The 15,937-nt window shown below is 50.9% G+C and carries 12 protein-coding genes; 2 read left to right on the top strand and 10 right to left on the bottom strand.

Features of this window, described 5'->3' with window-relative positions; translation table 11 throughout:
* Positions 1-34 precede the first annotated feature (34 nt).
* The 7 genes from QUF18_RS12420 to QUF18_RS12390 all read right to left on the bottom strand — a co-directional run bounded on the left by QUF18_RS12420 (position 35) and on the right by QUF18_RS12390 (position 8,334).
* Positions 35-730: a response regulator transcription factor gene (locus QUF18_RS12420; protein ID WP_289387443.1), complete on the bottom strand. Its 696-nt coding sequence runs from the start codon at positions 728-730 to the stop codon at positions 35-37.
* Positions 731-844: 114 nt separating this feature from the next.
* A complete protein-coding gene (locus tag QUF18_RS12415) occupies positions 845-3,592 on the bottom strand; it encodes a DUF4118 domain-containing protein (RefSeq protein WP_289387442.1) in 2,748 nt (915 codons plus the stop codon).
* A gap of 31 nt (positions 3,593-3,623) precedes the next feature.
* The gene (kdpC, locus tag QUF18_RS12410) at positions 3,624-4,187 is read right to left on the bottom strand and encodes a potassium-transporting ATPase subunit KdpC (RefSeq protein WP_289387441.1); all 564 of its coding nucleotides are present in this window, start codon (positions 4,185-4,187) and stop codon (positions 3,624-3,626) included.
* Positions 4,188-4,198: 11 nt separating this feature from the next.
* Positions 4,199-6,259, bottom strand: coding sequence for a potassium-transporting ATPase subunit KdpB (kdpB, locus tag QUF18_RS12405; RefSeq protein ID WP_289387439.1), 2,061 nt, complete (start codon positions 6,257-6,259; stop codon positions 4,199-4,201).
* An 87-nt stretch (positions 6,260-6,346) separates the two neighbouring features.
* Complete coding sequence (locus tag QUF18_RS12400) at positions 6,347-6,481, bottom strand: hypothetical protein (RefSeq protein WP_289387437.1); 135 nt, start codon at positions 6,479-6,481, stop codon at positions 6,347-6,349.
* Between the two features lie 30 nt (positions 6,482-6,511).
* Positions 6,512-8,209 (bottom strand): potassium-transporting ATPase subunit KdpA, encoded by a 1,698-nt coding sequence (gene kdpA / locus QUF18_RS12395; RefSeq protein WP_289387435.1) that lies wholly within the window; start codon positions 8,207-8,209, stop codon positions 6,512-6,514.
* A gap of 35 nt (positions 8,210-8,244) precedes the next feature.
* Positions 8,245-8,334: a potassium-transporting ATPase subunit F gene (locus QUF18_RS12390; protein ID WP_022711895.1), complete on the bottom strand. Its 90-nt coding sequence runs from the start codon at positions 8,332-8,334 to the stop codon at positions 8,245-8,247.
* Positions 8,335-8,753: 419 nt separating this feature from the next.
* Between QUF18_RS12390 and QUF18_RS12385 the strand changes: the two genes are divergently transcribed.
* Positions 8,754-9,602, top strand: coding sequence for a D-amino-acid transaminase (locus tag QUF18_RS12385; RefSeq protein WP_289387434.1), 849 nt, complete (start codon positions 8,754-8,756; stop codon positions 9,600-9,602).
* Between the two features lie 473 nt (positions 9,603-10,075).
* Positions 10,076-11,107, top strand: a complete 1,032-nt coding sequence (locus QUF18_RS12380; RefSeq protein ID WP_289387433.1) for a DmpA family aminopeptidase — start codon at positions 10,076-10,078, stop codon at positions 11,105-11,107.
* Between the two features lie 60 nt (positions 11,108-11,167).
* Here the strand turns inward: QUF18_RS12380 and QUF18_RS12375 are convergent, their stop codons facing one another.
* From QUF18_RS12375 to QUF18_RS12365, 3 genes are all read right to left on the bottom strand, one after another.
* Entirely contained in the window at positions 11,168-11,587 is a 420-nt protein-coding gene (locus QUF18_RS12375; RefSeq protein ID WP_289387431.1) for an OsmC family protein, read from the bottom strand.
* Position 11,588: 1 nt separating this feature from the next.
* Positions 11,589-12,587 carry an LLM class flavin-dependent oxidoreductase gene (locus QUF18_RS12370; RefSeq protein WP_289387429.1) on the bottom strand — a complete coding sequence of 333 codons (999 nt, stop codon included), beginning with the start codon at positions 12,585-12,587 and terminating at the stop codon, positions 11,589-11,591.
* Positions 12,588-12,841: 254 nt separating this feature from the next.
* Positions 12,842-15,934, bottom strand: a complete 3,093-nt coding sequence (locus tag QUF18_RS12365; RefSeq protein WP_289387427.1) for an efflux RND transporter permease subunit — start codon at positions 15,932-15,934, stop codon at positions 12,842-12,844.
* Positions 15,935-15,937: the final 3 nt, after the last annotated feature.

Raw genomic sequence — 15,937 nt, 5'->3', positions numbered from 1 at the left:
CCACATCATATGTAAAGCACAAACGAATCCCCTCTCAGCTATCAGGCTCTCGTAGTCTGTAACCAACACCGGTTTCTGTCAGAATATAGAATGGCTGATCCGGCGAATCTTCGAGCTTTTGGCGCAACTGGCGTACATAGACACGCAGATATTGCACATCGCTCATACCACCCCAGATTTGATTGAGAATAAAACTATGCGTCAGCACTTTGCCCGCATGTTGCACCATGATGCGTAGAATATCATATTCCTTAGGTGAGAGCTTAATCTCCTGCCCTTTGAGCCGTACAATCCGCTTCACTAAATCTACCGACAGTTCACCTGTCTGAAAGACCGGCTTTTCACCCTGCTCCTGCAATTTATGGCGTAATGCCACACGGATTCGCGCTGCCAGCTCTTTCATGCCAAACGGCTTGGTCACATAATCATCAGCACCAAGCTCCAAAGCTTTGACAATTCCGGCTTCATCAGTCCGACTTGAGAGAATAATCACCGGTAGATCAACGAGTTCCGAGCGCCAAAGTGTTAGCAGATCATGACCGGACATATCCGGCAGGCCAAGATCGAGCAGCACTAAATCCGGCCGGTCATCACGCATAATTTCTCTGGCAATTGTGGCTGAGGGCGCTTCGAGAATCGAAAACCCCTCTGTTCCCAGCCCTACACGCAAAAGTTTACGGATCGGCGGTTCATCATCCACCACAAGGATTTTAACAATATTCTGTGTCATTGGGAGGATAGTCCCTCTTCTGTTCCGCTCATTATTTCAGCACAACTGCTACAGCATAATTTTACCTTAAACTTGAATCAGTTTAAGGTAAAATTATGCTGTAAATATAAAGTGTTAGAGCGACCTTTGTGCGCCCAAAAGGGCGCACGGCGCTCTAAGCGGCAATCTGATGGTAAAAACCGCACCGCTACGGCCTGAATGATCGCTACGATTGGCAGCAGTAATAGTACCGCCCAGTGCCTCTGTAAAACCTTTGCAGATTGCCAGCCCCAGTCCCGTGCCGGCACGCACCTGATCGGCTTTACGCACACGATAGAAACTGTCAAAAATTCGCTTTTCATCACCTAAAGGTATGCCCGCACCTTCATCACTGATGCGTAGCACAATATCGTCCTGCTCCACCTGCCCTATAATCTGCACCAGACTGCCTTCCGGCGCATATTTTGCAGCATTATCCAGCAAGTTGAACAACACTTGCTCAAACAAAACCGGATCAAGTTTCAGCATTGGCAGATCAGCAGCAATATCTGTTTCAACACGATGATGTTGCAGAATTTTTGCTGCACGTTTTAAAGCGCTACCGACAATATCACCCAGATAATGCAGCGATTTATTCGGTTGCATCGCACCTGATTCAATCCGTGTCATATCCAGCAGATTGGCGATAAAACGATTGAGCCGCTCGGATTCATCAACCACTGTGGTTAGCAATTCTGCACGGTCTTCATCCGGCAATGAACCGGAATAGGTTTTAAGCGTATCGGCTGCACCCAGAATAGCGGCCAGTGGCGTTTTCAAATCATGCGAAATTGAGGTGAGAAGAGCCGAGCGCAAGCGATCCGCCTCAACTGCAAGCTGTGCCCGATCCAGATCATCCACCAACTGAATACGTGCAATCGCTAATGCGGCCTGCTCTGCCAAGGCATCAAACAATCGCTGCTGTTCCGGCGTGAGGATAGGTCCTTGGCGATCATCATCAAGCCCGACAACACCAATCGTATTACCGCCCGTGCGAAGCGGTAAATAAAGCCGCTTTGCACCCGGAAGCGTATCCGCACCACGTCCTGCCGCATGGTCGTGTTCCCATGCCCAGCGGGCAGCCGCAATATCTGCATCCGCCAATGTATCATCCGGCGGATAGCCTGCCCGCACGGAAATCGTCGTATTGGCCAATCCGTCATCCGGCAATAACACCACAACCCGCACTTTGAGCATTGCGGCAATCTGATAGACGGTAGCCCATAGCACATCTTCCAGTGTTCCTGCACCCGCCAGTTTTTTACTGAACTGATACAGTCCTTCTGTCGTTCTTGCACGGTTACGTGCGGCCATTGCCTGCCGCTGTACGCGCGCAGTCAGATTGCTGGCGACCAGCGCCACACAAATGAAAAACGCCAGCGCAATCACGCTCTCCGGCCCTGCAATATGCAAGGTATAAAGCGGCGGCAGGAAAAAGAAATTGAATGCGAAGGCACTGACCAGTGACGCAAATAAAGCAGGTCGCAACCCAGAGGCAACGGCGGTCGCCAGCACCGCCATCAAAAACACCAGCGCAATATTACGCACATCCAGTACATGGTCGAGCAATGTCCCCGCAACCAGCGCAATCACAATATAGATCAGGCTCATCAGGTAAGGCCGCAGTGAAAATGCTTTGTCCTCTGCTGTCGCAACCTGCCGCACCGGCGCTGCATCTTGCTGGCTACCGGAAATAATATGAATACTAAGATTACCAGCCTTACGGATCAGGTCATGAGAGACGGAGCCTTCAAAAATCTCACGAAGACGCGGTTTATTCGGCTTACCAATAACAATATGACTGAAATTATGTGCCAAGGCATAATTGATAATATCCTGCGCCACATCGTGACCGGTCAGCGTAACAATCTCAGCACCAAGCTGCTCTGCCAGTCGTGACGTCGCAGCAATACGGTCTTTCTCTTCTTCTGAGAGGGTTGCCGCGCGAGATGTCTCCACATAGAGCGCTGTCCATGGCGTACGCAGCCGGTCGGCCTGTCTGCGGGCATAGCGGATCAGCGCTGCACCATGCGGTTGCTCATCAATACAAACCAGCACGCGCTCACCGGCCGACCAAGGTCCAGAAATGGCATTGGCCTGCATATGACTAAGGAGCTGATCGTCCACGCGCTGCGCAGTGCGCCGCAAAGCAAGCTCGCGCAAAGCCGTGAGATTACCGGCAGAGAAGTAATTCTGTGTGGCGCGTTTTGCCGTCTTGGGCAGATAGACCTTACCCTCTTTCAGGCGTTTAATCAGATCTTGCGGTGTTATATCAACAATCTCAATATCATCAGCACGATCAATAATACTATCGGGCACAGTTTCACGCACCCGAATACGGGTGATCTGCGCCACCACATCATTGAGGCTTTCCGCGTGCTGGATATTCAATGTGGTATAGACATCAATGCCTCGTGCCAGCAGCTCCTCAACATCAAGATAGCGCTTGGGGTGGCGACTGCCTGGTGCGTTGGTATGCGCCAGCTCATCCACCAGCACCAGCTGCGGCTTCCGTTCCAGCACTGCATCGAGATCCATCTCCTCCAGCACATGGCCTTTATAATCGACCTGCGCCCGTGGAATAATCTCATAGCCTTCTGTCAGCGCCTGTGTTTCTTGCCTTCCGTGGGTTTCCACCACCCCGATCACCACATCGACACCGTCGGCAAGCAGGGCCCGACCAGACATCAGCATTTCATAGGTTTTACCAACGCCCGGAGCCGCCCCGAGAAAAATCTTGAGGCGGCCGCGTGTTTCCTGCTCGGCTTTGGCGAGCAGCGCATCGGGTGACGGCCTGTTGTCCCCGTTGCGCATACTTTCCTTCAGCTGACTGTCATCATTCATCAATTATGATCCGGACTCTGCATGTTCTGTCTTATTTAACCTGATCCAGTGCGAGATTAAGCGCAAGTACATTCACCACCGGCTCACCAAGCACACCCAGTAAACGCTCTTGTATCTGACTTTCCACCAGCGCTGTTAGTCTGGCCTCATCCAGACCACGCGCTTTTGCTATGCGTGGTATCTGGAACAAAGCCGCTTCAAGTGTCAGATGCGGATCAAGCCCGCTGCCGGATGCTGTCACCAGATCAACCGGCACCAGCTGATTTGGATTCTCTGCCTGCAGCTTTGCCACATCTGTCTTCACGCGCTCCAGTAAGGCAGCACTGGTTGGTGCCAGATTGGAACCGCCGGAGGATGTAGCATTGTAACCTTCCCCCGCAGCACTCGGGCGACCGTGAAAATAACGATCAGAGGTGAATTGTTGCCCGATCAGAGCAGAACCGATGACCTTATTATCCTTGATAATCAGGCTACCATTGGCCTGTGACGGAAACAGGGTCTGCGCCACACTGGTCATAGCCAAGGGATAAGCAAGTCCGGTAATAACAGTCAGTCCGACAATCATCACCACGGCAGGACGTAATTGTTTCAACATGAGTTTCTTCCTTACACCAGAGCCAGAGCGGTAATCACCATATCAATCAGTTTGATTGCTACGAACGGCACGATAATCCCGCCAAGACCGTAGATCATCAGATTACGGCTCAGCAGTGCACCCGCACCAACCGCCTGATATTTAACCCCGCGCAGTGATAACGGAATTAGCGCCACGATAATCAGCGCATTGAAGATGATGGCCGAGAGAATGGCACTCTGCGGACTATGCAGCCCCATAATATTCAGCACACCGAGCTGCGGGTAAAAAGCGAGGAACATTGCCGGAATAATTGCGAAATATTTGGCAATATCATTGGCAATCGAGAAGGTAGTCAGCGCACCGCGCGTCATCAGCAATTGCTTGCCGATTTCAACAATCTCGATCAGTTTGGTCGGATCACTATCGAGATCGACCATATTCCCCGCTTCACGCGCTGCCACCGTACCGGTATTCATCGCCACGCCCACATCAGCCTGTGCCAGTGCCGGCGCATCATTGGTACCGTCACCGCACATAGCCACCAACTTGCCTTTGGCCTGCTCTTCGCGGATCAGCGACAGTTTGTTCTCCGGTGTGGCCTGCGCAAGAAAGTCATCCACGCCCGCTTCTGCGGCAATGGCAGCCGCCGTCATCGGATTATCACCGGTAATCATCACCGTGCGGATGCCCATGCGGCGAAGCTCGGCAAAACGCTCACGAATACCGCCTTTGACAATATCCTTCAGCGAGACGACACCCATCAGCTGTCCGTCTTTCACAACCGCCAGCGGCGTACCTCCAGCCTTGGCGATCTGCGCGGCAATCGACTGGATTTCCTGTATTTGGGCTGGTGTTGAGGCTTTACCACCTTCGACCTCGACATATTTCAGCACCGCATCCACTGCGCCTTTGCGGATGATACTACCATCCACATCGACGCCGCTCATCCGGCTTTGCGCTGTAAAGGGTACGAATACGGCGTGCAAACTTGCCATATCACGGGCGCGGATACCGTATTTCTCTTTGGCCAGCACAACGATAGAGCGACCTTCCGGTGTCTCATCAGCTAGTGATGCAAGCTGTGATGCATCAGCCAGTTGCTGTTCACTAACACCTGTGATCGCACGAAACTCTGTTGCCTGACGGTTGCCGAGCGTAATCGTACCGGTTTTATCGAGCAGCAGCGTATCCACGTCACCGGCAGCTTCCACCGCACGGCCGGACATTGCCAGCACATTAAACCGCACCAGGCGATCCATACCGGCAATACCAATGGCTGAGAGCAAAGCGCCGATCGTGGTCGGGATCAGTGTGACGAATAAAGCCACCAGCACAATCACCGGCACGGAACCGCCTGCATAAGTGGCAAAGCTCGGAATGGTCACCACGGCCAACACGAAAATCAGCGTCATACCGGCGAGCAGAATATTCAGAGCAATCTCATTTGGTGTTTTCTGGCGTTCTGCGCCTTCCACCAGCGAGATCATCCGGTCAATAAAGGTCGATCCGGCAGCAGCGGTAATGCGCACACGTATCCAGTCAGATAGTACTTGCGTGCCACCAGTAACCGCCGAACGGTCACCACCGGATTCACGGATAACCGGCGCGGATTCACCAGTGATCGCCGCCTCATTGACCGAGGCCACACCTTCAACCACCTCACCGTCGGAAGGGATGATGTCTCCGGCTTCCACCAGCACCACATCACCGACTTTAAGGCTGTTACCCGCAACAACCGTATATTTGGTCTTGCTGTCACCGCTAAGCAATTTTGCTTCGGTTTCAGTACGGGTGCGGCGCAGAGATTCCGCCTGCGCTTTACCACGTCCTTCAGCCACCGCTTCGGCAAAATTGGCAAACAGCAACGTAAACCACAGCCACAAAATGATCTGGAACGAGAAGCCCAGATCAGAGCCGCCGCTTGCGATATCTTTGATAAACAGCACAGTCGTCAGCAATGTAACAACGGCCACGACAAACATCACCGGATTTTTAGCAAGGCTTCGCGGGTCGAGCTTGCGAAACGCACCGCCTATTGCAGGCAGCAGAATTTTAGCATCAAGAATGCTTGAAGATTTTGACTGGCTCATCAGAGCCCTCCGTCTGAATTTATGCAGATCAGTTACAAAACTGCATAGAATTTTCATGGAAATAGAATGATAAGTTAATGTTTTAACTTAAACTCCGGTCAGCGCCTTCACGAGGAAGACACCTGCCAGCATTGCCAGAACAAGGATCAGCATAATGCTGGTGAGCTTCGGGCAATCTTCCTTCTTCCCCTCTCGCGGATTAGAACGAAATAATTGCTTCATCAAAAAAGAACTTTTAGCCATCATGCACCTTTAAAACAGCTGACCGGAGAGCATTGCGAAATGCTCGACAACCGGTCCCAGCGCCAAAGCCGGAAAGAAAGTCAGACCACCAACAATCATCGTCACGCCAAAGACCAGTCCAACAAATAGCGGGCCAGTTGTCGGCAGAGTACCGGCGGAGGCAGGCACTGTTTTCTTGGCGGCCAGTGAACCGGCAATCGCCAGCACCGGCACAATCAGCAGAAAGCGCCCCATCAGCATAGCAAAACCGATGGTTAGATTGTAGAAAGGTGTATTGGCATTGAGACCGGCAAAGGCACTGCCGTTATTATTCGCACCGGAGGAATAAGCGTAGAGTACCTCGCTGAAACCATGCGGCCCCGCATCCTGAATGCTCGACAATCCCTGCGGCAGAACCACAGCCAATGCAGCAAAACCGAGAATGGCAAGCGATGGTCCAAGCGTAGCCAGCAGGCTCATCTTGACCTCTTTGGCCTCAATTTTCTTGCCCAGATATTCCGGTGTGCGGCCAACCATCAGACCGGCAATGAAGATCGCCAGAATGAAGAACAGCAACATGCCGTAGATACCCGCACCAATACCGCCGAGATTAGGGATTTGCATATTGAAAAGTGGCACCAGTCCGCCAAGCGGCATCAGACTGTCATGCATATTATTAACCGCGCCCGTAGAAGCAGCCGTCGTCACTTCGGAGAACAAAGCAGACAATGCAATGCCGAAGCGTGCTTCCTTGCCTTCCATATTGCCGCCAACAACGCCAAGCACCTGCATCAGTGGATTGCCGCTGGCTTCTGCCCAATAGAGAACCGAGGTTCCCAGTACGACCAGCACACCAAAGACCGCAAACAGCACCCAGCCCTGACGCTGATTGCCGACCATCCGGCCAAACACATTGGTCATGGCAGTTGAGATCACGAAGATCGACAACAGATGGATAAGATTGGTCAGAGCAGTCGGGTTCTCAAACGGGTGCGCAGAGTTAGCATTGAAGAAACCGCCGCCATTGGTACCCAGATGTTTGATAATCATCTGCGAGGCAACAGGGCCTTGTGCAATAGTCTGCCGCGCACCTTCAAGGGTGGTTGCAAGCGTGTAATCATTGAGATTTTGCGGCACACCCTGCCAGACCAGTACAAGCGTGCCGATAATGCAGATTGGTAACAGCACATAGAGCGTGGCACGGGTCAGATCGACCCAGAAGTTCCCGATTGTATTGCTTGAGGAACGGGCAAAACCACGGGTAATTGCCATAGCACCGGCGATACCTACTGCTGCGGAAACAAAGTTCTGTACCGTAATACCAACCATCTGGGTGAAATAGCTCATGGTGCTTTCACCGGCATAACCCTGCCAGTTGGTATTGGTCATGAAGCTGATTGCCGTATTAAAGGCAGAAGTCGGCTCCACCGCCTGCATACCGGCAGGGTTATAAGGCAATACGCCCTGAAAGCGCTGCAACAGATACAGCACGACAAAACCGGCAATGCTGAACATCAGCAATGATGCTGTATAAACCGTCGAGTGCTGCTCTTCTTTTTCATGGGTTCCGGCCAGTCTGTAGAGACCGCGTTCAACCGGCGCGATTACCGGCGAGAGGAAGGTCCGTTCACCGGTAAACACGCGGGTCAGATAGCCGCCTACCGGTTTCACCAGCAGAATTGTGAGCCCGAACAGGATCGCAATCTGCAATAATCCGTTGAATGTCATTGGAAAATACTTTCCGCTTTCATGACTATATGGGGTTAGAAGCGCTCAGGTCGTGCCAGTGCGTAAAGCAGATAGAGGCTGAGCAATGCGGCAACCGAGCCGCCGAGAACATAATCAAACCACATGATGCGCCCTCACAACCGGTCGCAAACAAGGGTGTAAAAATAAGACAGGCCGATAAATCCGGCGCCTGCGGTAATCATGATGATATCCATTATCCGAACTCCTGAAGTTCAATCGTCACAACTGCGACGACTGCTTCCGGCAGAACCACTAAAGGCGGGACCAACCGAAATCAGGCGGAATTATGGTGCAAAAGCGCATAGTGGTTCGAGAGAGGGAAACATGAAGAGATATAAAAATCTCATATATAAAATTCTGTCGTTTGAAATAGTACCTGAATAGAAACGGTTGTTTGAGCCATCTGTTCAAGTATGCAAAACTTGCATAACATTCAGAAAACTAAGCATTGGCTCTCAGAGCTATTTTTACATAGCTTCAACCACATCAGATTCCTGTAAATTCTAACGCTAAGGAATGCGTTGTGAGCCGAATTGTATATGTAAACGGTGCCTATGTCCCTGAAGAAGAAGCCAAAATCTCGGTATTCGACCGCGGATTCGTTTTTGGCGATGGCATTTATGAAGTCAGTGCAGTTATCGATGGCAAGCTCGTTGATAATGACGCTCACATGGCACGCCTCAGCCGCTCTCTGAAAATGATTGATGTACCGGCGCCGATGAGCAACGAAGACATCATCGCCATGCAGAACGAGCTGATCAAGCGCAACAACATCACTGAAGGTGTGGTCTATATGCAGATCACCCGTGGTGCCGCTGACCGTGATTTCGTTTACAGCAAAGATCTGACACCAACTCTGGTTGCTTATACGCAGGTAAAAAACCTGACTTCATCAGCATCTCAGAAAAATGGCATTGCCATTCACGTGGTTGAAGACATCCGCTGGCAGCGCCGCGACATTAAGACAGTGATGTTGCTCGCACAGGTACTTGCCAAGCAGGAAGCAACCGCTCATGGTTGTCAGGACGCATGGATGCAGGAAGACGGCTATATTACTGAAGGTGCCTCCTCCAGCGCATTCATCATCACTGAAGACGGCACACTGATCGTGCGCCCGAACTCCAATGCAATTCTGCCAGGTTGCACACGCATTGCCATGCTGAAAATTGCAGAAGAGCAGAATCTGAAGATTGAAGATCGCCGCTTTACCCTTGAAGAAGCCTTCAAAGCAAAAGAAGCGTTCCAGACCAGTGCTTCCGGTTTCGTAACGCCGGTTGTGAAGATTGCAGGTACAGTGATTGCTGATGGCAAGCCAGGTCCGATTACCCGCAGCCTGCAGGTGAAATATATCGAAGTTGCTAAAGCAGTTTAAAAAAGTGGAACCGGTTTTTCGTTAAAAACTGCGTTTCAAAAAACTTTCAGCTTAAGCCTTCAAATACTGAAATTTATCCGGCCATAATTTAGAAAAACTGGCCGGATACCGTTATGATCGCAAGCGCCCCACAAACGGTTTGTTCTTTTGGGCCTCCCCCGGAACAAGCTGTTTAATTTCCTTGGCTATGATCATATGTCGGGCATTAGCACCACACTGAAACGGCATTTTTGCCGCAGAAGTGATATTGCCGTTTCTTTTTAATGCCTGATGATAATGCACTGACAGCCCACCGGAATCCGGTCGGGCTGTCATTCTTTATCTGCTATTTATTTCGTACCGCATGCCTCTACGGATTTAGAGCCGTTGTATGAAAGATGGATTTTCAACCTCTCTAAATCTTTGTTTTCACGCATTATCCAACGCAAAACCGCTTCGCACTTTTGCTGGAAATGCTTTAACAGGAGTATCCTATGTCAGCTTCAGCACGCGATTTTGGTATTGTTTGCGGTATCATGCCGACCGGCACCCATAATGCGATTACCGATGTTCCGGGCGTGAAAGTCGGCCACATCACAATTCGTGAAGGCAATGTAAATACCGGCGTCACAGCGATTTTACCCCATGACGGCAATATGTTTCGTCAAAAAGTTCTGGCTGCTTCCGAATCCATTAACGGCTTCGGTAAGAGCGCTGGCCTCGTACAGGTCAATGAACTCGGCTCGCTGGAAACACCAATTCTGCTCACCAATACGCTCAGTGTCGGTACCTGTGTCAATGCGCTGATCAAACGTGCAGTTGCTGCCAACAGCGATATCGGCCGCACCACATCAACCGTTAATGCGGTGGTCGGTGAATGCAATGACGGCCCGCTGAACGATATTCAGGCTATGGCTGTGACTGAAGACCATACTTATGCAGCACTTGATGCTGCAACCTCCGGCGCTGTCGCACAGGGCAATGTCGGCGCAGGCACCGGCATGACTTGCTTTGGTTTTAAAGGCGGCATCGGCACCTCCTCCCGCCGAATTAAGCTTGATGGCAAAGACTATCACCTTGGCACACTGGTCTTGTCCAATTTTGGCCGCAAGGGTGATCTGACGCTGCCGGATGGTCGTCATCCGACACCGGATTTTCCAGACCAGCCTGAAAAAGGCTCGATTATGATGATTATGGCGACAGACATTCCGCTGGAACACCGTCAGCTTCAGCGCGTCATTCGTCGCTGCGGCGCAGGTATTGCACGCCTTGGTGCATTCTGGGGGCATGGCAGCGGCGATATTGTTATCGGCTTCACGACAGGCGTAACCATTGACCACGATCAAAAACCCGATCTGGTGGCCATGCAGGCACTGAACGAAGACAAGATTGATCAGCTGTTCCGAGCGGCTACTGAATCCACACAGGAAGCTATTCTCAACTCCATGTGCGCAGCAGAGAGCTTTACCGGACGTGACGGAAACAGCCGCAAATCACTGGCAGACTGGTTCAAGCTGAATAGCTGAGACTGACTTGGACGTGAAAACAAAAAAAGCCTGCTGTGTATCTCACAGCAGGCTTTTTATTTATGTGCTAATAGTCACATCGGCATTGGCTTTAAGCGTATTGCTCACCGTACACATTGCTTCCGCCATTTCTGCCAGTTCATGTGTCTCAGTTTCAGACAAGTCACCCGTGATCCGAAACTGCACATCAAATCGGGTAATACGATAAGGCTCTTGCTCAGTCTTCTCACCGCTGACCTGAACCTCATAAGCACTGATGCGCTCAATCAAACCGAGCTTTCGCGCAGCAATACGGGCGCTCATTACCAGACAGGCAGTCAGAGACGCATAGAGCAGATCAATCGCATTGAAACCGACACCGGACACGGTGTTTTCCAGTGTCAGTTCGCCACCTGTCAATGAGCGGATAACCGGCTTTTCCTGCCCTTGCAGTGTGGCTGTTGCGCCGGTTTCTCTGGTGCGTATGCCTAAACCTACCATGTTACCCTTCCGGTTGCAGTCCCATTGCCTCTGCCAGCAATTCAAACGAATGTAAACGTGCCTTATGGTCGAAAATCTGCGCTGTAATCATCAATTCATCAACACCGGTACGCTCAACAAAGGCGTCAATCTGCCGGCGTATCGTTTGTTTGTTGCCGACTGCTGAACAGGCTAGTGCAGCCTTGATCGATGGCACAAAACGCGGATCAAGATTCTCTTCATAATCCTGTATCGGAGGTGGCAACTGCCCTGCATTACCGGTACGTAAATTCACAAAAGCCTGTTGAACCGAAGTGAACAATAATCTGGCTTCATCATCCGTATCGGCGGCAAAGACATTAAAACCAGCCATCACATAAGGTTTGTCGAGATATTGTGACGGCTCAAAACGATGGCGGTAAAGCGCAATCGCATCATCCAGATCGCCCGGAGCAAAATGTGAGGCAAAAGCATAAGGCATACCAAGCATCGCAGCCAATTGCGCACCGAACAGGCTGGAGCCGAGAATCCATACAGGAACATTCAGACCGGAACCCGGATAAGCGCGTACACGTTGCTCTGTTGTCGGCTCCCCGAAATAACCAAGCAGTTCCACCACATCCTGCGGGAAGGATTGCGCGTCAGAACTCGAATTGCGGCGCAACGCATAGGATGTCACCTGATCGGTGCCCGGTGCGCGACCTAAACCTAAATCAATCCGGTTCGGATAGAGCGACGCCAATGTGCCAAATTGCTCAGCAATAACCAATGGCGAATGGTTTGGCAGCATAATACCACCCGCCCCGACCCGAATGGTCTTGGTGGCACCGGCAACATGGCCGATCAGCACTGCTGTAGCAGCGCTGGCAATACCCGGCATATTATGATGCTCGGCCAGCCAATAGCGGTGAAAGCCGAGTTTTTCTGCGTGTTGTGCAAGCTCTACAGTATTCTGCATGGCTTGCGCTGCGGTGCTGCCTAGTGTGATCGGCGCCAAATCGAGTACGGATAATTTTGTCATTCATCATATATATAGCAATGACTACATAATACCAGAGCACATAAACACAAGAATAATAATTTTCGTGAAAATGTGAACCGATGCATATAATACCAAGACGCTAAGATGCTAACGCATCACGCCTTGAAGAAGTTCAATCGCGACTCGGGCTTAACCAAAACCCCATGAGTCATACTCACAGGGTTTTGGTATAAGCCAAACAAAAAAAGGCCGGTCATTGAGACCGGCCTTTTTCATTATTATTCTCTGTCACATCAATGATGAGCAGCCTGTGCTTCTGCTTTAATTTCCTCTTCTGTCGGCACTGAAACCAGTGGTTTGACAGTTTTAGCGGAAATATAAGTATAGAACATCGGCACCACGAACAGGGTGAACACCGTACCAACCATCAGACCGGTGAAGATCACCAGACCCATGGAGTAGCGGGCTGCTGCACCGGCACCGGTTGCCATCATCAATGGTACAACACCAAGCGCCATAGCTGCAGTGGTCATCAGGATCGGACGCAGACGGGTTTTAGCCGAAGCGATAATCGCATCGTGACGGCTTAATCCGTGCTCATGGCGCTGCTGATTGGCGAATTCCACCATCAGAATACCATGCTTGGTTATCAGCCCCACAAGGGTAATCAGACCAACCTGCGTATAGATATTCAGCGTACCAAGACCGAGATTCAGCGGCACAATCGCACCGAAAATCGACAGCGGAACAGTCATCATAATGATGAACGGATCGCGGAAGCTTTCGAACTGTGCAGCCAGCACCAGATAAATCACGATAACAGCCAGCGAGAAGGCGATCAGAATTGTATTACCCTGCTCGATTTCCAGACGGGACTGACCCGAATAATCAAGGAAGAAACCTTCCGGCAACTTGGCATTGGCAATATCAATGATCGTTTTCAGACCATCACCGGTTGTAACGCCCGGCATTGGCAGCGCTGTAATGGTTGAGGAGTTCAACTGGTTAAACTGCTCAATTGCTGTCGGCGATGCGTTGTTGGTAATTTTAACCACAGCAGACAACGGCACCATTTCACCCGAAGCACTGCGAACGTAGAATTCACCGAGCTTCGACGGATTACGACGGTATTCGTCCGGAACCTGCATGATAATATCATAGCTGTTATTATCACGATCAAACTGCGCAACCTTACCACCACCGGTCATCAGACCGAGGGTTGCACCGATTTCGCTGACAGTCACGCCCATTGCAGATGCGCGTTCACGGTCAACTTCAATGGTTGTCTGCGGAGCATTAAACGACAGGGAGTTCTGAACAATGATGAATTGTCCCGAAGTCTGCGCCTGACTTTTGATTTCCTCAGAGATTTCAAAAACCTGATCCGAAGAACCGGTCGACTGAATGGCAACCGAAATTGGCAGACCACCACCGGTACCCGGCAGAGACGGCGGAGCAAAGATGAAAGCCTGTACACCGGTTACATCTTTAATACGCTTCGTCAGTTCTTCCTGAATCTGTTTCTGCGAACGGTCACGCTGTCCCCAGTCTTTCAGAGCCCAAAGAGCAATACCTTCATTTGTCGCATTGCCGAAGCCGACAATGTTAAAACGGGCTTTCAGTTCAGGCAGATCTTTGGTCAGTTCATCAATCTGGTCTGCATAGAGCTTGGTATAGTCGGTTGTGGCATATTCAGGCCCTTGGAACATCGAGAACAGTGCACCGGAATCTTCTTCAGGCGCCAGTTCCGACGAGGTATTCACGAACAGGAAGCCCATAACGCCCACGAGCGAAACAACCACTAACAGTGTGATCGGACGATAGTTGAGCGAACCGGAAACCCAGCGTTCATAACCATTTTCAAAACGCGAGAACAAACGATCTACGAATTTTGCAAAACGGCTGGCTTCACCGTGTTTCAACATACGCGAACACATCATCGGAGAGATGGTCAACGCTGCAACACCCGAAATAATAACCGCACCAGCCAGTGTGAACGCAAATTCACGGAACAGCGAACCGGTCAGACCACCGGTAAAGCCGAGCGGTGCAAACACCGCAGCCAGCGTAATCGTCATCGCCACGATGGAAGAGGTAATTTCCTTCATGCCCACAAAGGAAGCATGAATAGGTGTCAAACCTTCTTCAATGTGCCGGTGAATATTCTCAAGCACCACGATCGCATCATCCACAACCAAACCAATGGCGAGAACCATTGCTAGCAATGACAGCAGGTTGATCGAGAAACCGAGAATGAACAGGAAGAAACACACGCCAATCAGCGAGATCGGAATGGTAACAATCGGGATCAGAACCGAGCGGAACGAACCAAGGAACAACAGGATCACGACGACAACAATGAGCATCGCTTCAGCAATTGTTTTGAAAACCTCAACAATCGAAGAAGAAATCTGCTCAGTCGCATCATAAACGAGAATGATGTTCATGCCCTGCGGCAGGCTTTCCTGAATGCTCGGCAGTTCCTTGTTCACGGCAGTTGCCATGTCAATCGGGTTAGCCGAAGGAGTCGGGAATACACCGATAAAGGTACCGCTGGAACCGTTAAAGGTCACAACCGTATCTGTGCTTTTAGCAGCCAGTTCAACACTGGCAACATCGCGCATGCGGATGATGTCAGAACCATCTGCACGGATCGGCATTTCCGCAAAAGCCTCAGGTGTCTGCAGCGTGGAACGCAGCGTAATCGAGGTTGCGAAATATTCGTTCTTTGTCTTACCAGGTGCTGACAGGAAGTTGGATGCTTTAATCGCAGCCAAAACTTCAGACGCAGTCACATTACGTGCGGCCATGCGGATAGGATCCACCCAGACGCGCATCGAATATTCCTGACCACCGAGGATCTGCGCATCAGCCACACCTTCAATGGTGGACATGCGCGGACGGATCACGCGGTCAATATATTCAGTGATCTGCTCATTGGACATATTCGGATTCTGTACAGCCAGATACATGGTCGCAAAAGACTGACCGGTACCCTTGGAAATCACCGGATCCTCAGCTTCACTCGGCAGATCGCCGCGCACCTGATTAACCTTGGAGATAACCTCTGTCAGAGCCGCATCAGGATTTGCCCCGAGCTTCATCTGTACTGTCACGATACTGACCGACTGACTACTTTTTGAAGTCACATAGTCAACATCTTCTGTCGTCGCCACTGCTTTCGCAATAGGCGCCGTGATGAAGCCCTGAATGAGCTCCGCGCTCGCACCGGCATAGGAGGTCGTAACGGTAATTACCGTTTCGTCCACTTCCGGATACTGCCGCACTGACAGATTGAAAATGCCCTGTAAACCAAGCAGGATAATCATCAGCGCAACAACAATCGAAAGAACCGGCCTGCGTATAAAACTATCAGAAAAGCTCATCTC

Origin of the sequence: Pseudochrobactrum kiredjianiae (assembly GCF_030362795.1) — a bacterium.
Taxonomy (GTDB): domain Bacteria; phylum Pseudomonadota; class Alphaproteobacteria; order Rhizobiales; family Rhizobiaceae; genus Pseudochrobactrum; species Pseudochrobactrum kiredjianiae.
Note: the sequence above shows the minus strand (reverse complement) of the source record. Positions and strands in the feature narration are given on the sequence as shown.

Coding starts and splice junctions, on each gene's coding strand:
- QUF18_RS12370 (WP_289387429.1), bottom strand. CDS start 12,587: ATGACAAAATTATCCGTACTCGATTTGGCGCCGATCACACTAGGCAGC.
- QUF18_RS12415 (WP_289387442.1), bottom strand. CDS start 3,592: ATGAATGATGACAGTCAGCTGAAGGAAAGTATGCGCAACGGGGACAAC.
- kdpC (WP_289387441.1), bottom strand. CDS start 4,187: ATGTTGAAACAATTACGTCCTGCCGTGGTGATGATTGTCGGACTGACT.
- QUF18_RS12390 (WP_022711895.1), bottom strand. CDS start 8,334: ATGTGGTTTGATTATGTTCTCGGCGGCTCGGTTGCCGCATTGCTCAGC.
- QUF18_RS12365 (WP_289387427.1), bottom strand. CDS start 15,934: ATGAGCTTTTCTGATAGTTTTATACGCAGGCCGGTTCTTTCGATTGTT.
- kdpB (WP_289387439.1), bottom strand. CDS start 6,259: ATGAGCCAGTCAAAATCTTCAAGCATTCTTGATGCTAAAATTCTGCTG.
- QUF18_RS12400 (WP_289387437.1), bottom strand. CDS start 6,481: ATGAAGCAATTATTTCGTTCTAATCCGCGAGAGGGGAAGAAGGAAGAT.
- QUF18_RS12375 (WP_289387431.1), bottom strand. CDS start 11,587: ATGGTAGGTTTAGGCATACGCACCAGAGAAACCGGCGCAACAGCCACA.
- QUF18_RS12420 (WP_289387443.1), bottom strand. CDS start 730: ATGACACAGAATATTGTTAAAATCCTTGTGGTGGATGATGAACCGCCG.
- kdpA (WP_289387435.1), bottom strand. CDS start 8,209: ATGACATTCAACGGATTATTGCAGATTGCGATCCTGTTCGGGCTCACA.
- QUF18_RS12380 (WP_289387433.1), top strand. CDS start 10,076: ATGTCAGCTTCAGCACGCGATTTTGGTATTGTTTGCGGTATCATGCCG.